19 protein-coding genes are annotated in these 16,534 nt (G+C 36.2%); 15 read left to right on the top strand and 4 right to left on the bottom strand.

Annotated elements, in window-relative coordinates:
* Positions 1-128: 128 nt before the first annotated feature.
* The 4 genes from ACOQOS_RS09355 to ACOQOS_RS09340 all read right to left on the bottom strand — a co-directional run bounded on the left by ACOQOS_RS09355 (position 129) and on the right by ACOQOS_RS09340 (position 7,742).
* Complete coding sequence (locus ACOQOS_RS09355) at positions 129-995, bottom strand: hypothetical protein (protein ID WP_420574700.1); 867 nt, start codon at positions 993-995, stop codon at positions 129-131.
* A gap of 11 nt (positions 996-1,006) precedes the next feature.
* Positions 1,007-2,692, bottom strand: a complete 1,686-nt coding sequence (locus tag ACOQOS_RS09350) for a SusD/RagB family nutrient-binding outer membrane lipoprotein (RefSeq protein ID WP_420574699.1) — start codon at positions 2,690-2,692, stop codon at positions 1,007-1,009.
* A gap of 11 nt (positions 2,693-2,703) precedes the next feature.
* On the bottom strand, positions 2,704-5,943 hold the full coding sequence (locus ACOQOS_RS09345) for a SusC/RagA family TonB-linked outer membrane protein (protein ID WP_420574698.1): 3,240 nt from the start codon (positions 5,941-5,943) through the stop codon (positions 2,704-2,706).
* Between the two features lie 113 nt (positions 5,944-6,056).
* Entirely contained in the window at positions 6,057-7,742 is a 1,686-nt protein-coding gene (locus ACOQOS_RS09340) for a hypothetical protein (RefSeq protein ID WP_420574697.1), read from the bottom strand.
* Positions 7,743-7,924: 182 nt separating this feature from the next.
* Here ACOQOS_RS09340 and rpsL point away from each other — a divergent pair, with 182 nt between their 5' ends.
* The 15 genes from rpsL to rplN all read left to right on the top strand — a co-directional run bounded on the left by rpsL (position 7,925) and on the right by rplN (position 16,523).
* Positions 7,925-8,299, top strand: a complete 375-nt coding sequence (gene rpsL / locus ACOQOS_RS09335) for a 30S ribosomal protein S12 (protein ID WP_007094992.1) — start codon at positions 7,925-7,927, stop codon at positions 8,297-8,299.
* A 23-nt stretch (positions 8,300-8,322) separates the two neighbouring features.
* Positions 8,323-8,799 (top strand): 30S ribosomal protein S7, encoded by a 477-nt coding sequence (rpsG, locus tag ACOQOS_RS09330; RefSeq protein ID WP_420574696.1) that lies wholly within the window; start codon positions 8,323-8,325, stop codon positions 8,797-8,799.
* Positions 8,800-8,817: 18 nt separating this feature from the next.
* Positions 8,818-10,950, top strand: a complete 2,133-nt coding sequence (fusA, locus tag ACOQOS_RS09325; RefSeq protein WP_420574695.1) for an elongation factor G — start codon at positions 8,818-8,820, stop codon at positions 10,948-10,950.
* Positions 10,951-10,960: 10 nt separating this feature from the next.
* Positions 10,961-11,266, top strand: a complete 306-nt coding sequence (rpsJ, locus tag ACOQOS_RS09320; protein WP_007094989.1) for a 30S ribosomal protein S10 — start codon at positions 10,961-10,963, stop codon at positions 11,264-11,266.
* Between the two features lie 153 nt (positions 11,267-11,419).
* A complete protein-coding gene (rplC, locus tag ACOQOS_RS09315) occupies positions 11,420-12,037 on the top strand; it encodes a 50S ribosomal protein L3 (RefSeq protein ID WP_420574694.1) in 618 nt (205 codons plus the stop codon).
* Complete coding sequence (gene rplD / locus ACOQOS_RS09310; protein WP_420574693.1) at positions 12,037-12,666, top strand: 50S ribosomal protein L4; 630 nt, start codon at positions 12,037-12,039, stop codon at positions 12,664-12,666. The genes rplC and rplD overlap by 1 nt, the downstream gene beginning before the upstream one ends.
* Before the next feature lie 8 nt (positions 12,667-12,674).
* The gene (rplW, locus tag ACOQOS_RS09305; protein WP_007094986.1) at positions 12,675-12,965 is read left to right on the top strand and encodes a 50S ribosomal protein L23; all 291 of its coding nucleotides are present in this window, start codon (positions 12,675-12,677) and stop codon (positions 12,963-12,965) included.
* 13 nt (positions 12,966-12,978) lie between these two features.
* Entirely contained in the window at positions 12,979-13,803 is an 825-nt protein-coding gene (gene rplB / locus ACOQOS_RS09300) for a 50S ribosomal protein L2 (RefSeq protein ID WP_420574692.1), read from the top strand.
* 3 nt (positions 13,804-13,806) lie between these two features.
* Positions 13,807-14,085 (top strand): 30S ribosomal protein S19, encoded by a 279-nt coding sequence (gene rpsS, locus ACOQOS_RS09295; protein ID WP_072303192.1) that lies wholly within the window; start codon positions 13,807-13,809, stop codon positions 14,083-14,085.
* A 9-nt stretch (positions 14,086-14,094) separates the two neighbouring features.
* On the top strand, positions 14,095-14,502 hold the full coding sequence (gene rplV, locus ACOQOS_RS09290) for a 50S ribosomal protein L22 (RefSeq protein WP_420574691.1): 408 nt from the start codon (positions 14,095-14,097) through the stop codon (positions 14,500-14,502).
* Between the two features lie 10 nt (positions 14,503-14,512).
* A complete protein-coding gene (gene rpsC, locus ACOQOS_RS09285) occupies positions 14,513-15,235 on the top strand; it encodes a 30S ribosomal protein S3 (protein WP_420574690.1) in 723 nt (240 codons plus the stop codon).
* A 19-nt stretch (positions 15,236-15,254) separates the two neighbouring features.
* Positions 15,255-15,674, top strand: a complete 420-nt coding sequence (rplP, locus tag ACOQOS_RS09280; RefSeq protein ID WP_420574689.1) for a 50S ribosomal protein L16 — start codon at positions 15,255-15,257, stop codon at positions 15,672-15,674.
* A gap of 10 nt (positions 15,675-15,684) precedes the next feature.
* A complete protein-coding gene (gene rpmC / locus ACOQOS_RS09275) occupies positions 15,685-15,876 on the top strand; it encodes a 50S ribosomal protein L29 (RefSeq protein WP_007094980.1) in 192 nt (63 codons plus the stop codon).
* An 18-nt stretch (positions 15,877-15,894) separates the two neighbouring features.
* The gene (rpsQ, locus tag ACOQOS_RS09270) at positions 15,895-16,152 is read left to right on the top strand and encodes a 30S ribosomal protein S17 (protein ID WP_007094979.1); all 258 of its coding nucleotides are present in this window, start codon (positions 15,895-15,897) and stop codon (positions 16,150-16,152) included.
* 2 nt (positions 16,153-16,154) lie between these two features.
* Complete coding sequence (gene rplN / locus ACOQOS_RS09265) at positions 16,155-16,523, top strand: 50S ribosomal protein L14 (RefSeq protein ID WP_007094978.1); 369 nt, start codon at positions 16,155-16,157, stop codon at positions 16,521-16,523.
* Positions 16,524-16,534: the final 11 nt, after the last annotated feature.

Genomic DNA, 16,534 nt, shown 5'->3' with positions numbered 1-16,534 from the left:
TATAAGGAAGATGGAAATTCGCAAAAATTAGGCGAAAAAAAACAGCCTTTGATTTAAATCAAAGGCTGTCTATATTATTTACTAGATTTGTGTTAGTATCTAGTGTTTCTAGTTAAATTTGCTTAGTCTTAGTCTGGACATGCATTTAATAACTCTCCTTCTCTTGGTCCATTAGCAAAGCTACCGTCTCCTACACCTTCGTCCAAAATCACAGAACCAGTTGGATCAGTTAGTGTATATAAATTTTCACCTTCCCAATTTCCTGCTGTGTATGTGAAAGTGAAAATAGCTGTACCTACAGGAATGTTAATAGTTTCAGTTCCTCCAGTACCTGCAGCAGCAAATTCTGATGTTACACCATCAATGTTCACTGTGATTGCACCACCGTTCCATCCATCACCAAATAAATCAGTCATAGATAATGTCCAATCTCCAGCTACAGGAGCAACTAAACATACTACAGGTGAAACAAATGTATGATCTGCAGACTGATTGTCAAAGTTTGCACTTACGTCAGAATATGTTCCGTTTGCATTTGTTAGCGCTAATCTGAAATTGAAGTTATCTCCACCTTCTAGATCATCAAGGGTTAATCCTAAAGTTGATAAAATAGTGCTCCAAGCAAAATCTAAGCTAAATGAAGGGAATTCACCGTCATTGTTAAATTCACTTGATTGGACAGTTGCGAATAATGCTTCATCGGCATTTGTATTTTGTCCTGCAAAGCTTACATAAAAGTCAACTCTAGTTACATCTCTACCTGCGTCAAGTGAGTTAACTACATAACTTTTGCTAAATCCACTTAAAATAGCAGGTGTAATATCAATTTTATTGATAGATGTCAAGCCATTTGTAGCAGTTTCAGATGCAAATGGAAGTCCTGTTACGATTAAGTCATCAAAATCAACAGGGAGCGTGTCATCATCTGTACAGCTGTAAAATGTTACAAGTACAGCGCTCAGCATGAATATTGTTTTTATAAATTTATTTTTCATAATTCTTTCTTTTATTGAATAAATCCTGCAGGATTATTATCCCAGAATACTTGAACAGCAAGTCCTGGCTTCTGAGTAATATTTATATTTCTATCAACCGTTACATTTGGATATAGGAATGATCTTGGGAATGTACTTGTTCCTAATAAAGTAGGTTGTAAGTTTCCAGGAGCACCAGTTCTTCTGTAAAGGTTGTATCCTTCAACTCCGTTTCCGTACATTGCTAACCAGTATTCTTTTCCAATAATATTCATTCTTTCATCATTACTACCAGCAGCCATGTATGCAGTCATTACATCATTAACGTATGTATCAATTGCAGCAGCATCTGAAATGTTAGTGAAGTCACCAGGATTAGGTAAAAATCCAGTTACTGTAGCCATAGATGATCTGATTCCTTGCTCTAACATGGCAGCGGCGTCATCAGAAGTTCCTAGGTATAATGCAGCTTCAGCTCTCATGAAATATACAAATGAATCCATCATGATTGGCCAAATACCAGCTCCTTGAAGTCCGTCATTGTCGTCAATACCATCAGCGTCATTGTCGTCAAAACGACCTCCAACTGGATATACTCCAAATGTTGTTCTTTTTGCATTATCTGGTGGAATTCCTTCTGCGTTTGCATGATCTCTACCCCAGTATCCGTCACCACGTCCAAATAATGAACAGAATGGTAATGGAACTGCTTGCATTCCGTCAATTGCAGCATAAGTGCTAGGTCTTGGGTCATTCCAACAGCTAATTTCATTGTCTAAAGTTGCTGGGTCCGTTGGGAATGCATTTACTTGTCTATAAATATAGTATCTTAATCTTGGGTCGTCACTTCCTTTTTCTTGAGTAAGTGCCCACATTAAGTAATTAGGAATATATTCACCTGTATTTGCGGCTAAATATTCTTCAACAAAGTATGGGTGTCTACTTTGAGGATTTATTGATGTACCAGAAGTCCATTTGAAATCTTCAGAACTAGCAGTGATAATATCTCCGTCAGTAAGTAAAGCATTGATTCCTGCAGTTGAACCAGCAGGGTCAATTAACCTTCTGTTTAAGTAGTATTTAAGTTTTAGTGTATTTGCTAATTTAGTCCAGTTTGGCATTGTGTTGCTTCCACCTTCGCTGTAGTATAAATCATTAAAACCAGGAGTATTTCCATCAATATTAGCAAAATCTGCTAATGCTAAGTCTAACTCCGCTAAAGCAGCGTCATATACATCAGAACCAGAATCAACATTTGGGAATACTACACCTGAGTCACCTTGTAAAGCTTCACTGTAAGGTACATCTCCAAAATAATCAACTAAAGTCATCATTGTGTATGCTCTTATGATTCTAGCAACCCCAATGTGTCTTACACTACCTGAGTTTGTAGCAATTGGAATTAATGCTTGTACTTCATTAAGTATGTTAGCATATGCAGTTGTCCACATACCGCTATTGCTAGCGTTTGTGTTATTGAAATTTACGTCATACTCATCAAACATGTACTCTAAACGTACAGCTTCTGCTCCTGATTCGGTAGCGTCTTCAAAAAATTCCGAAAGCTGGAATTGAATGAAATTTAAATTCGAATCCACATCTAATGCGTCGGGAGTCGGTAAATTTGGATCTACTAGTAAGTCTAACTCTGTGGTTTCACAAGAGAATACAAGTATTAGACCTAGCAACCAAAATAATTTGTTGTTTTTTATTTTCATTGTTAATTTTTTTAGAATGTTACTTTTACGCTCATACCGTATCTTCTCGAGTTCCAAGAAGTTAAATAGTCAAATCCTTGAGAGTTACCAACACCTAAACTGTTTAATTCAGGATCGTAGTTTACACTATCAGGAGTATTAAATGCTTTTACAAATAAGTTTTGTCCAGAAAGTGTAAATGATACATTACCAAAAGGAGTTCTATCTAACCATTTTTTAGGAAGTCTATAGCTAATAGCAGCTTCTCTTAATCTGATGTGCGTAGCATCATAGATTAATAATTCGTCAACTCCAAAACCAATATTATTAAAGTATGCCTCAGTAGCAGTTACTTGAATATCGTTTGGTTGTCCTGTAGATTGACGTACACCTGGTAATACAATACTTTGTGTTCTGTCGAAATCAGTATCTTCAACTAATCCTCTACCTACTAATGCACCTACAGTAGTAGCATAGATGTCTCCACCTTTTTGGTATTCCCACTGCATATTTAAAGTCCAGTTTTTCCAAGTGAACCCTGTGTTTACAGTTGTAAACCAATCTGGGTTTGGATCTCCAATTACACCATTTTCAGGATCTTGAATCCAGTATCCGTTTTCGTTTACTAAACGATTTCCTTGATCGTCTCTTAAAACTCTTCCTCCAACAATAACACCTAATGGTTGTCCATTAATAGCGGCATTTGCAGGAGTAGCGAAGATACCTCCATAAAGGATTTGCTCTCCGTCATCAAGACCTTTAACTTCACTTTCGTTTTGAGTGAAGCTACCAGTAAGTTTAAATTCGAAATCTTCTGTTCTTACAGGTGTAATATCGAATCCAATTTCAAAACCTTTGTTTAATACGTTACCAATGTTAGTAAATGTACTTGTATATCCTGTTTCAGGAGCTAATGGTCTTTGAATAATTTGGTCTTCAGTATCTCTGCTATAGTATGTGAAGTCTAAACCAACTCTGTTGTCTAAGAATCTTGCTTCAACACCAAATTCAAGCTCTTTAGAAAGCTCAGGCTTTAAGTCTGGGTTTGGTAAGAAGTTAGGAACACTTGTGGTAACAGTTCCATTTCCTGCAGCAGTTTGAAAGATGTTTGGTACTAAAGAAATAACACCTCTTGTATTATAAGGTCCTGGGAAACCAGGAGAAGTACCGTAACCAGCTCTAAGCTTTAAGAAATTTAATCCATTTTTAGAACGTAATCCTTCAAATGCAGAAGTGGGAACAAATGACATACTCACACCAGGAGAGAACTGAGATCTGTTTTCTTGCTCTAATGTTGAGTTCCATTCGTTTCTTAACGATGTATTTAAATATAAGAAGTTTTTGTAAGACAATGTTCCAGAAACATATGCGGCAACGTTATTTTGCTCACTGAATGTTTGGTATGTTTGGTTGTTGTCTGCAAAAACAGTTCCTTCAATAATAGTACTAGAGTTACTGAAGTTCAAGTGATTCCATAATCCGTAGATAATTTGATCTCTACTCTCAGAACCATCACGCTCAAAAATTTGACGCTTTGTAGTTGCTCCAAATGTTGCTTGAACTGCAAAATCTTCATTGATTTCTTTATCAAGAGATGCTAAGATAGAGTGATCCCAAATAGTAAATCTTTCAGAAGTAGTCTGTAAGTATCCGTTTGGATGAAGACCATCATTAGAACCTTTGTTAATTACACGTCTTGATCTTGTATTTTGACTATCAATTCCTAAACGATACGATAATGTTAACCAATCAGCAGCTTCATAAGAAGTTACAAAGTTAGTAAATACACGATCAGTACTGTTTCTGTCTTGTGTGTTGTTTAATACCCATGCTGGGTTTGTACGGTCATTTCCACCTCTATACCAAATACTTTCTCCTGTAATAGGATGTTGGTTTGGTAATGTAATATCCACACTACGTGGTAAATAAAGAATATTCCATACAGAAGCGATACCTCCAGTACCAGCAGTAGAAGACGTAACGTCACTACCAGTAGAAGCATCTGTAAATGGACTTCTAATATCTGTCTTAGCTAAACTAATTTTACCAGATACAGTAAATTTGTTTGACATTTTGAAAGTTCCACCAACTGAGAAGTTATCTCTTCGTAAGCTGTTATTTGGAATAAATGATTGATCGTCTACGTGTGCATAAGAAGCATTGAAGCTTCCTTTGTCTGAAAATGCACCAGCAACATTTATGGAAGTACTAGCAATAGTACCTGTTTTAAAGTATTCTTTTTGGCTATCATAAGCTCTGTACTCAACATTTTGAGCATCTAAGTCAGGTCTATTTGGGAATAAAACAGATGGCTCAACACCAAAATTGTTTACAATAGAAGTTCTGAATGCATTGTCAATTGTAGCTTGACTATCAAAACGTGCTCCCCAGTTGCTAAAGAATGCTCCGTATACGTTTTGGAAACCGTTACCCCAAGTGTTTTGGTAATCTGGTAAAACGATACTGTTGAAGAAAATTGACTGATTTACAGTAACCTCCATCTTTTTGTTAGCATCTTTTCCTGTTTTTGTAGTAATTAAGATAACACCGTTACGACCTTCACCACCATAAAGAGCAGTTGCACTTAAACCTTTTAAGATACTAACGCTTTCAATGTTATTTGGATCAATATCAGCAAATCTACTACTTACGTTACCAGATTGGAAGGCTCCAGAACTTGCAGATTGGTTTGCTCCACCTGATGACCCATCAAATGGTACACCATCTACAATGAAAAGAGGTTGATTTCCACCAGTAATAGATGATTGTCCTCTAATAATGATGTTAGAACCACTACCAGAAACACCTCCAGAACCAGTAATTCTTACCCCAGAAGCCTTACCACGTAATATCTTACCGATATCAGTGTCTGCTTTCTGTTCTAAGTCTTTACTTTCAACCGTAGAAACGGCATAACCTAAAGCTTTTTTTTCCTTTTTAATACCCTGTGCAGTAATAATTACTTCTTCTAATTGGTTGTCAGGTTGCAAGGAAGCATTGATAGTGTTTGATGCACCAACCTTTACTTCTTGGCTTTTGTAACCAACGTAACTAAATACTAAGGTTTGTCCTTGATTTACTTTGATAGAATAATTTCCATCAAAATCGGTAGATATACCAGCATTAGTTTCTTTAACGACTACGCTGGCCGCGGGTAGCGGAACTCCAGATTCGTCGGAAACAGTACCTTTGACTGTTTTTTCTTGTGCAAGCGCAAGCTGCACCATTAACGCCAGCAAAAGCGTTAATACTCCATTAAACTTTGTTCTCATTGTGTTAATTATTTGAATTAGCTATTCCAAAAATCATAATAATATGTTAATATTCCTATTTTTTTAAGGAAAAAAGTGACTGATCTTTAATAAAAGAGCATTTGGTTCTAATGTTAGAAGGAAGTGGATAGACTTATATGAACCTTAGATTCAGATAGTTTGATTGTAGAATTGTCAGATTTTCCAACAGCATAATTAATTTTAAGGAGTCCAGATTTTGAACGTATGCCGAGTCCGAAGCCAAATCCGTATAGTTTTACGTCTGTTTGAGTTAGGTTGTCTTGTAGGTATGTGAAATCTATGATAGAGTGCACATATGAGTTGCGAGAAAGAATATATCTATATTCGGTATTTATGGTGCTGTAGAGTGTGGCTTCAAGGCTATTTTCGTTAAAACCTCTGATGGATTGAATTCCTCCTAAGCGTAATTTCTCGTTGGTTAGATATTCGTCAGAAATCAATGCTTCTGATGTGTTGTTGATGTAAATAAAGTTTCTGTTATTTAATTCCCATAAATAATTTCCAGTAAATGAAAATTTGGATTGTTCGTTCTTCTCGGTGCCGTTTTTTCTTGTTCCTATTTGTCCTTCAGCGCTTATAATTACTTTGTCTTGAAAAATGCTGTAATTGTTGTTTCTTTTGGAAAAAGTATAACCTGCTGTGGTGAAAAAGCTTTTGTAGTCATCAATAGAAGTATTTGTATTGTCTTCTAGTAAATTATTTGATTCTACTTGTTGGATGCCAACATGAACTTGGTTGTTTTGATTGATTTGATAAAAAGTGTTGAACTTTGTGTTGATAATCGTAAAAAGTGAATCGCGTTTAAAAATATCTAATGCAGCGTTTACACCAAGAGGAGAGTTGAAAACATATGGAACTTTTAAATCGGCTAAGAACTTCGTTTGCTTGTTGCCGTCGTTCTTCCAGAGAATATTAAACTGTTCGCCAGCGTTTAAATTGTTAGTTAGTTTCAGATCGAGATAACCATTTAATTTTAGGTTTCCGGTATCTTCATCTGAATTAAATCCAATAAAACCATCAAAAAAGTTACTCTTCACTTTTTCGATATATACATATAATATAGTAGAGTCTTTTGTGAATAATATTTCAGGGTCTTTAATTTGGCGTGCAAACGGTAATTGATCAATTCGTTTGGTTTGATTGGTAATTTCTTCCTTGTTAAAAACGTTAGATGTTAATCTTAAGTAATGTTTGGTGTATGATTTTGGGAATTTCTCATACCCTTTAATAATGATTTTATCGAGTCTACGCTTTTCTGTGATTTGAATATGTAGATCAGCAAAAATAGTTTGTTCTTGTTTTTGAATGTTTGTAAGTTGTACTTCTGCAAATGGATTTCCTGTGTTTTGATAGTTTTCTACAACAGCTTCTAGGAAAGGAGATAGGTTTTTGGGTGTGATGGTGAAATATGTGTCTGTGTATTCTAGGTTGAATGCGCTTAGTAGACTTTCGTCTAATTTTTCTTTGTTGTAATTAATCTTTAAAGAATTATATTTTGTGTTGAGTTTGAAAGTGCTTTCATAGGTTGAATCATTCGTTTTCTTGAGTTTAGAATAAGAAGCGTCAAAGTATCCTGATGAAAAAAGTGCTTTTTGTAGTGAATTCAGTTCATCTGCAATAGATTTTATATTTTCGTGCGCTCTTTTGTAATTAGCGGCGTCAATAATCTGTTGTTCATTATTGTTACTTCCTTTAATGTTTAATGTTTGTCCATGTATGTATGAGCAACAAAAAAGTATAAAAAATAATGTGAAAATGTATGTGGGTGATTTTTTCAAACTAAAAACATGAATGCGATCAATGTCAAATTAACGTAAAAAAACAGGAATTAATGTGTGTGGATGCCTTAAAAAATTAATCTTATTGAAAATTAAGTTATTAAGATTTGAATTATAAGAAAAAAAACATACCTTTGCCGCCCTCAAAAGAGGGTTTTAATATAAAATATATTTAATAATAGATGCCAACAATTTCACAATTAGTAAGAAAAGGAAGAGCCAAAATAACTAAGAAGAGTAAATCGGCTGCTTTAGATTCTTGTCCTCAGAGACGTGGAGTTTGTACGCGTGTATACACGACAACACCGAAAAAACCTAACTCGGCAATGCGTAAAGTTGCAAGGGTTCGTTTGACAAACGGTAATGAAGTGAATGCTTACATTCCAGGAGAAGGGCACAATCTACAAGAGCACTCGATAGTATTAGTTAGAGGTGGAAGGGTAAAAGATTTACCGGGAGTTAGATATCATATCGTTCGTGGAGCTTTAGACACTGCAGGTGTAGAAGGTAGAACGCAACGTAGATCTAAGTACGGTGCAAAACGCCCAAAGAAGTAATTAAAAACTTTTAATGTAAAGACATGAGAAAAAGAAAGGCGAAAAAAAGACCTCTTTTACCAGATCCAAGATTTAATGATCAATTAGTAACACGTTTTGTGAATAACTTAATGTGGGATGGTAAAAAGTCTGTAGCATTTAAGATTTTCTATGACGCAATTGATATTGTAGATCAAAAGAAAACAGACGACGAAAAAACAGCTTTAGAATTATGGAAAGATGCATTATCTAATGTAATGCCTCACGTGGAAGTTCGATCAAGAAGAGTTGGTGGAGCTACATTCCAAATTCCAATGCAAATTAGACCAGATAGAAAAGTATCTATGGCTATGAAGTGGTTAATTAGCTATGCTCGTAAAAGAAACGAGAAATCAATGGCGTTAAAATTAGCTTCAGAAGTATTAGCAGCTGCAAAAGAAGAAGGTGCAGCAGTTAAGAAGAGAGTAGATACGCACAAGATGGCTGAGGCAAACAAAGCATTCTCACATTTTAGATTTTAATCACACATAACTAAAGAAATGGCTAGAGATTTAAAATATACTAGAAATATCGGTATCGCTGCTCATATTGATGCTGGTAAAACAACTACTACAGAACGTATCTTATACTATACAGGTGTAAGTCATAAAATTGGAGAAGTACATGATGGTGCTGCTACAATGGACTGGATGGAGCAAGAGCAAGAGCGTGGTATTACAATTACGTCTGCTGCGACAACTTGTACTTGGAACTTTCCAACTGAAAACGGAAAGCCGACAGCTGATGCAAAAGGGTATCACTTCAATATTATCGATACTCCAGGTCACGTTGACTTTACGGTAGAGGTAAACCGTTCATTACGTGTCTTAGATGGATTAGTTTTCTTATTTAGTGCGGTTGATGGTGTTGAGCCACAATCTGAAACTAACTGGAGGCTAGCAGATAACTACAAGGTTCCAAGAATTGGATTCGTAAATAAAATGGACCGTCAAGGTTCTAACTTCGGAAATGTTTGTACGCAGGTGAAAGAAATGTTAGGTTCTAACGCTGTGCAAATTGTATTGCCGATTGGAGAAGAAATGGACTTTAAAGGTATTGTTGACTTGGTGAAAAACCGTGCTATTGTTTGGCATGATGAAACGCAAGGAGCTACTTTTGATGTTATTGATATTCCAGAGGAATTAAAAGAAGAAGCTGCTGAAGCGCGTGCACACTTAATTGAAGAAGTTGCAACATATGATGAGGAGTTGTTAGAGAAGTTCATGGAAGATGAAAACTCTATTACTGAAGATGAAATTCATGCTGCATTAAGAGCTGCTGTAATGGACATGGCAATCATTCCTATGATTTGTGGTTCTGCATTCAAAAATAAAGGAGTTCAATTCTTATTAGATGCAGTGTGTCGTTACTTGCCTTCGCCAATTGATAAAGATGATATCGTTGGAACGAATCCTGATACAGGTGAGGAAATCACTCGTAAGCCAGATGCAAAAGATCCTTTCGCTGCATTAGCATTTAAAATTGCTACAGATCCTTTTGTAGGTCGTTTGGCATTCTTCCGTGCATATTCTGGAAGGTTAGATGCAGGTTCTTACGTGTTGAATAATCGTTCAGGTAAAAAAGAACGTATCTCGCGTATCTATCAAATGCACTCTAATAAGCAAAATGCTATCGACTTTATTGAGGCTGGAGATATTGGAGCTGCTGTTGGATTTAAAAGTATCAAAACAGGAGATACGCTTTCTGATGAGAAAAACCCAATCGTTTTAGAGTCTATGGACTTCCCTGATCCAGTAATTGGTATCGCGGTGGAGCCTAAAACTAAGGCGGATGTTGATAAATTAGGTATCGCTTTAGCGAAATTAGCTGAAGAAGATCCAACATTCACAGTGAAAACTGATGAGGCTTCTGGTCAAACAGTAATCTCAGGAATGGGAGAGCTTCACTTAGATATTATTGTAGATCGTTTAAGGCGAGAGTTTAAGGTTGAAGTAAATCAAGGTGAGCCTCAGGTAGAGTACAAAGAAGCATTAACAAGATTAGCAGAGCATAGAGAAACATATAAGAAGCAATCGGGTGGACGTGGTAAATTCGGTGATATCGTATTTGAAATGAGTCCAGTTGATGAAAGCTTTGAAGGAGTAGGATTGCAATTCGTTGATGAGATCAAAGGTGGTCGTATTCCAAAAGAATTCATTCCGTCTGTAGAAAAAGGATTCAAAACAGCAATGTTAAATGGACCTTTAGCTGGTTTCGAAATGGATTCGATGAAGATTGTTTTAAAAGACGGATCTTTCCACCCTGTGGATTCTGATGCATTATCTTTCGAATTGGCGGCTAAATTAGGATACAAATCAGCAGCAAAAGCAGCTGGAGCAGTAATTCTTGAGCCAATCATGAAATTAGAGGTATTAACTCCAGAAGAAAATATGGGGGATATTGTAGGTGACTTAAACCGTCGTCGTGGACAAGTATCTGATATGTCTGATAGAGCTGGATCTAAAGTTGTAAAAGCAACAGTGCCGTTATCTGAAATGTTTGGTTATGTAACTTCATTAAGAACATTATCATCTGGTAGAGCGACTTCAACAATGGAATTCTCTCATTATGCAGAAACTCCTTCTAATATTTCTGAAGAAGTAATTGCTAAATCTAAAGGTGTAACTGCTTAAAACTAAGAAAATGAGTCAAAAAATTAGAATAAAATTAAAATCATACGATCATAACTTAGTTGATAAGTCAGCTGAGAAAATCGTAAAAACAGTAAAAACTACAGGTGCTGTGGTTACTGGGCCAATCCCGTTGCCAACTCACAAGAAAATCTTTACTGTATTACGTTCTCCACACGTAAACAAGAAGTCAAGAGAGCAATTTCAATTAAGTTCTTACAAGAGATTACTAGATATTTATAGTTCTTCTTCAAAGACAATTGATGCACTTATGAAGCTTGAATTGCCAAGTGGAGTTGAAGTAGAGATCAAAGTGTGATAACTTAATTCTGAATTCAAAATTCTGAGTTTAGAATTGAAATACATGTCCGGAGCTGCGTGCAAAGGAAAAACGGAAAAAATACAATTCAGGGTTGAAAAGTATTTTCGCCCTGAATTTTTTTAAATAAGTAAATAAATTAAATATATAATTATGTCTGGGTTAATCGGAAAAAAAATCGGCATGACTAGCATCTTTGACGAGAATGGAAAGAATATTCCATGTACAGTTATTGAGGCAGGTCCTTGTGTCGTTACCCAAGTCAGAACCAATGAGGTTGACGGGTATGAAGCTCTTCAACTTGGTTTCGATGACAAGGCAGAGAAACGTGCTTCTAAAGCGGCTAATGGTCACTTTAAAAAAGCAGGTACTACGCCTAAATACAAAGTTGTTGAATTCCAAGGATTTGAAGAAGAGTATAAGTTAGGAGATAGTATCACTGTAGATCACTTTGAAGAAGGTGAGTTTGTTGATGTTGCTGGAACTTCTAAAGGTAAAGGTTTTCAAGGTGTTGTGAAACGTCACGGATTTGGTGGAGTTGGACAAGCAACGCATGGTCAGCACAACCGTCTTAGAGCACCAGGTTCTATTGGAGCTGCATCTTACCCTGCACGTGTATTCAAAGGAATGCGTATGGCAGGAAGAATGGGTGGAGATAAAGTGAAAGTTCAAAATTTAAGAGTTTTAAAAGTTGTTCCAGAGAAGAACTTATTAGTTGTCAAAGGATGTGTTCCTGGACATAAAAACGCTTACGTAATCGTTCAGAAGTAATGGAAGTAGCAGTTTTAGATATAAACGGAAAAGAAACAGGTAGAAAGGCAAACCTTTCTGATGCTGTTTTTGCTATAGAGCCGAATGATCATGCAGTTTACTTGGATGTAAAGCAATATCTTGCTAATCAAAGACAAGGGACGCACAAGGCTAAGGAAAGAGCTGAAATCGCGGGAAGTACTCGTAAGATTAAAAAGCAAAAAGGTACTGGTACTGCGAGAGCAGGTAGTATTAAAAACCCTTTATTTAAAGGTGGAGGTAGAGTTTTTGGTCCAAGACCAAGAAGTTATTCTCAGAAGTTAAATAAAAATGTAAAGAGATTAGCTAGAAAATCAGCTCTTACGTTAAAAGCAAAAAGCGAGTCAATCATCGTAATTGAAGACTTTAATTTTGATGCTCCTAAGACTAAAAATTTCATCAATGTATTGAAAGCTTTAGGGTTAGATAGTAAAAAATCGCTATTTGTGTTGGGTGATTCAAATAATAATGTATATTTGTCGTCACGTAATTTGAAAACCTCTGAGGTTTTAACTAGCTCAGAATTAAGTACTTATAAAATAGTTAATGCGAATAGCATAGTTGTTTTTGAAGGTGCGTTAGAAGGAATTGAGTCAAATTTAAGTAAATAAGAAACCAAATGAGCATCTTAATTAAACCAGTTGTAACTGAAAAAGCTACTGCTGATAGTGAATTAAATAATCGCTACACTTTCTTAGTGAATGTAAAAGCTAACAAAGTAGAGATTAAGAAAACTATAGAGGCTACTTATGGGGTTTCTGTAGAGAAAGTTCGTACTATGAATTACGGACCTGATAGAAAAACACGTTACACCAAAACTGGTATTCAGCATGGTAAGACTAACGCAACAAAAAAAGCGATAGTTGATGTAGCGGAAGGAGATATTATTGATTTTTATAGCAATATATAAGTAAAGACAAAAAATGTCAGTAAGAAAATTAAAACCAATTACACCAGCTCAGCGTTTTAGAGTAGTTAATGGATTCGATGCCATCACTACTGATAAGCCGGAAAAGAGTTTACTTGCACCGAAAAAGAGGTCTGGTGGTAGAAACAATCAAGGTAAAATGACCATGCGTTACATCGGAGGTGGTCATAAGAAAAGATACCGTATTATTGATTTCAAAAGAGATAGAAAAGACGTTTCTGCAGAAGTAATGTCTATAGAGTATGATCCAAATAGAACCGCTTTTATCGCGTTAGTAAAGTATGCTGATGGGGAAAAGCGTTACATCATTGCTCAGAATGGATTAAAGGTAGGTCAAGCTGTTGTTTCAGGAGAGAAAGTTGCTCCGGAAATCGGAAACACTATGCCTTTAAGTAATATTCCATTAGGAACTATTATTTCCTGTGTGGAATTGCGTCCAGGACAAGGAGCTGTTATGGCTCGTAGTGCTGGAGCTTTTGCTCAGTTAATGGCGCGTGATGGAAAATACGCAACTATCAAATTGCCTTCAGGTGAAACAAGAATGGTAATGGCTAATTGTTTAGCGACAATCGGAGCTATTTCTAATTCTGATCATCAATTGTTAGTATCTGGTAAAGCAGGTAGAGGAAGATGGTTAGGTAGAAGACCAAGAACGAGACCAGTTGTGATGAACCCTGTTGATCACCCAATGGGAGGTGGTGAAGGTAAATCTGCTGGAGGACACCCAAGATCAAGAAATGGAATTCCAGCTAAAGGATACCGTACTAGATCTAAGACGAAAGCGAGTAATAAATATATCATAGAACGTAGAAAGAAATAAGACATGGCTAGATCATTAAAAAAAGGACCTTACGTTCACTATAGTTTAGATAAAAAAGTTCAACAAAATGTTGAGTCAGGAAAGAAAGCTGTGATCAAAACATGGTCAAGAGCATCTATGATTACTCCAGATTTCGTTGGTCAGACTATCGCTGTTCATAACGGTCGTCAGTTTGTTCCTGTATATGTTACAGAAAACATGGTGGGACATAAATTAGGAGAATTTTCACCAACACGTTCATTCCGTGGACATGCAGGTGCTAAAAATAAAGGAAAAAAATAATAAGAAGCTATGGGAGTTCGTAAAAGAGAAAGAGCAGAGCAAATCAAAGAGGCTAAGAAAAGCATAGCCTTTGCAAAGTTGAATAACTGCCCTACTTCGCCAAGAAAAATGCGCTTAGTAGCGGATTTAGTAAGAGGTGAAAAAGTAGAAAAAGCGCTTCATATATTAAAGTTCAGTCAAAAAGAAGCATCACGTCGTTTAGAGAAATTGCTATTGTCTGCAATAGCAAACTGGCAAGCTAAAAATGAAGATGCAAGTGTAGAAGATGCTGAATTATTTGTAAAAGAGATCAGAGTAGATGGTGGAAGTATGTTAAAGAGACTTCGTCCAGCACCTCAAGGTCGTGCACACAGAATTAGAAAGCGTTCCAACCATGTTACATTGGTATTAGGAGCTAATAATAACACACAAAGTTAAGATAGGAAGTATGGGACAAAAGACAAATCCAATCGGAAATCGCCTTGGTATCATCAGAGGATGGGAATCTAACTGGTACGGAGGTAATGACTATGGAGATAAACTTGCTGAGGACGATAAAATCAGAAAGTATATCCATGCTCGTTTATCTAAAGCTAGTGTTTCTAGAGTAATTATTGAGCGTACGCTTAAACTTGTAACCGTTACTATCACTACGGCACGTCCAGGTATCATTATTGGTAAAGGAGGTCAAGAGGTAGACAAGTTAAAAGAAGAGCTTAAGAAGATTACTGGTAAGGAAGTACAGATCAATATTTTTGAGATCAAGAGACCTGAACTTGATGCGAATCTAGTTGCTGCTAGTATTGCGCGTCAAATTGAAAACAGAATTTCATACAGAAGAGCTATTAAGATGGCTATTGCGGCTGCAATGCGTATGAATGCTGAGGGAATCAAAGTGCAAATTTCTGGACGTTTAAACGGAGCAGAAATGGCACGTTCTGAGTCTTACAAAGACGGTCGTATTCCTTTATCAACTTTCAGAGCAGATATCGATTATGCATTACATGAAGCTCACACTACTTATGGTAGATTAGGAGTGAAAGTATGGGTAATGAAAGGTGAGGTTTATGGAAAGAGAGAATTATCTCCATTAGTTGGAATGGCTAAAAAACAGTCAGGAAAAGGTGGAAATAATTCAGGTGGAAAAGGAAAATCTCGTCGTAGAAAGTAATTTTTTAAAGTAAAGAAAAATGTTACAGCCAAAAAGAACAAAATATCGTAAAGTACAGAAAGGGCGTATGAATGGGAACTCAGGAAGAGGTCACTTACTTTCTAACGGTATGTTTGGTATCAAATCATTAGATTCAAATTTCTTGACATCTCGTCAAATTGAAGCTGCCCGTGTTGCGGCAACTCGTTATATGAAAAGAGAAGGTCAATTATGGATCAAGATATTTCCAGACAAGCCAATTACAAAAAAGCCACTTGAGGTACGTATGGGTAAAGGTAAAGGTGCTCCAGAATATTGGGCAGCTGTTGTAAAACCTGGGAGAATTATTTTTGAAGTAGGCGGAGTTCCTATGGATGTTGCTAAAGAAGCATTGCGCTTAGCAGCTCAAAAATTACCAGTTAAAACGAAGTTTATTGTAGCTCGAGATTACGAAGCTTAATTTTATAAGTATGAAACAATCAGAAATTAAAGAATTATCTGTAGCTGAGTTACAAGAAAAACTAAAGGAGTTAAAAAAGAACTACTCAGACTTAAAAGTAGCACATGCTATCTCTCCTTTAGATAATCCAATTCAGTTGCGTTCGGTAAGAAGAACAGTTGCTAGAGTAGCTACCGAACTAACTAAAAGAGAATTACAATAAATTGAATTCTACTGACAGATGGAAAAAAGAAATTTAAGAAAAGAGAGAATAGGTGTTGTTACTAGTAATAAAATGACGAAATCAATCGTGGTTTCTGAAGTAAAACGAGTAAAGCACCCTATGTACGGTAAGTTCGTGTTAAAAACAAAGAAATATGTTGCACACGACGAAAAGAACGATTGTAACATTGGTGATACTGTGAAAATAATGGAAACTCGTCCATTAAGTAAAACTAAATGTTGGAGATTAGTTGAAATCATTGAAAGAGCTAAATAATTATGGTACAACAAGAATCAAGATTAAAAGTAGCAGATAACACGGGAGCTAAAGAAGTTTTAACAATCCGTGTATTAGGAGGAACGAAAAGACGTTATGCTTCAGTAGGAGATAAAATTGTTGTTACTGTAAAGGACGCAACTCCAAATGGAAGTGTAAAGAAAGGACAAGTTTCTACAGCAGTTGTTGTACGTACTAAGAAAGAAGTGAGAAGACCTGATGGATCTTATATTAGATTCGATGATAACGCTTGTGTGCTTTTAAACCCAACAGGGGAAATGAGAGGAACACGTGTTTTCGGACCGGTAGCTAGAGAACTTCGTGATAAGCAATTCATGAAAATTGTATCATTAGCACCAGAGGTGCTTTAATACATTGTTTA

Origin of the sequence: Kordia sp. (genome assembly GCF_965224175.1) — a bacterium.
GTDB lineage: Bacteria > Bacteroidota > Bacteroidia > Flavobacteriales > Flavobacteriaceae > Kordia.
This window is presented reverse-complemented; position numbering and strand designations above follow the sequence as displayed.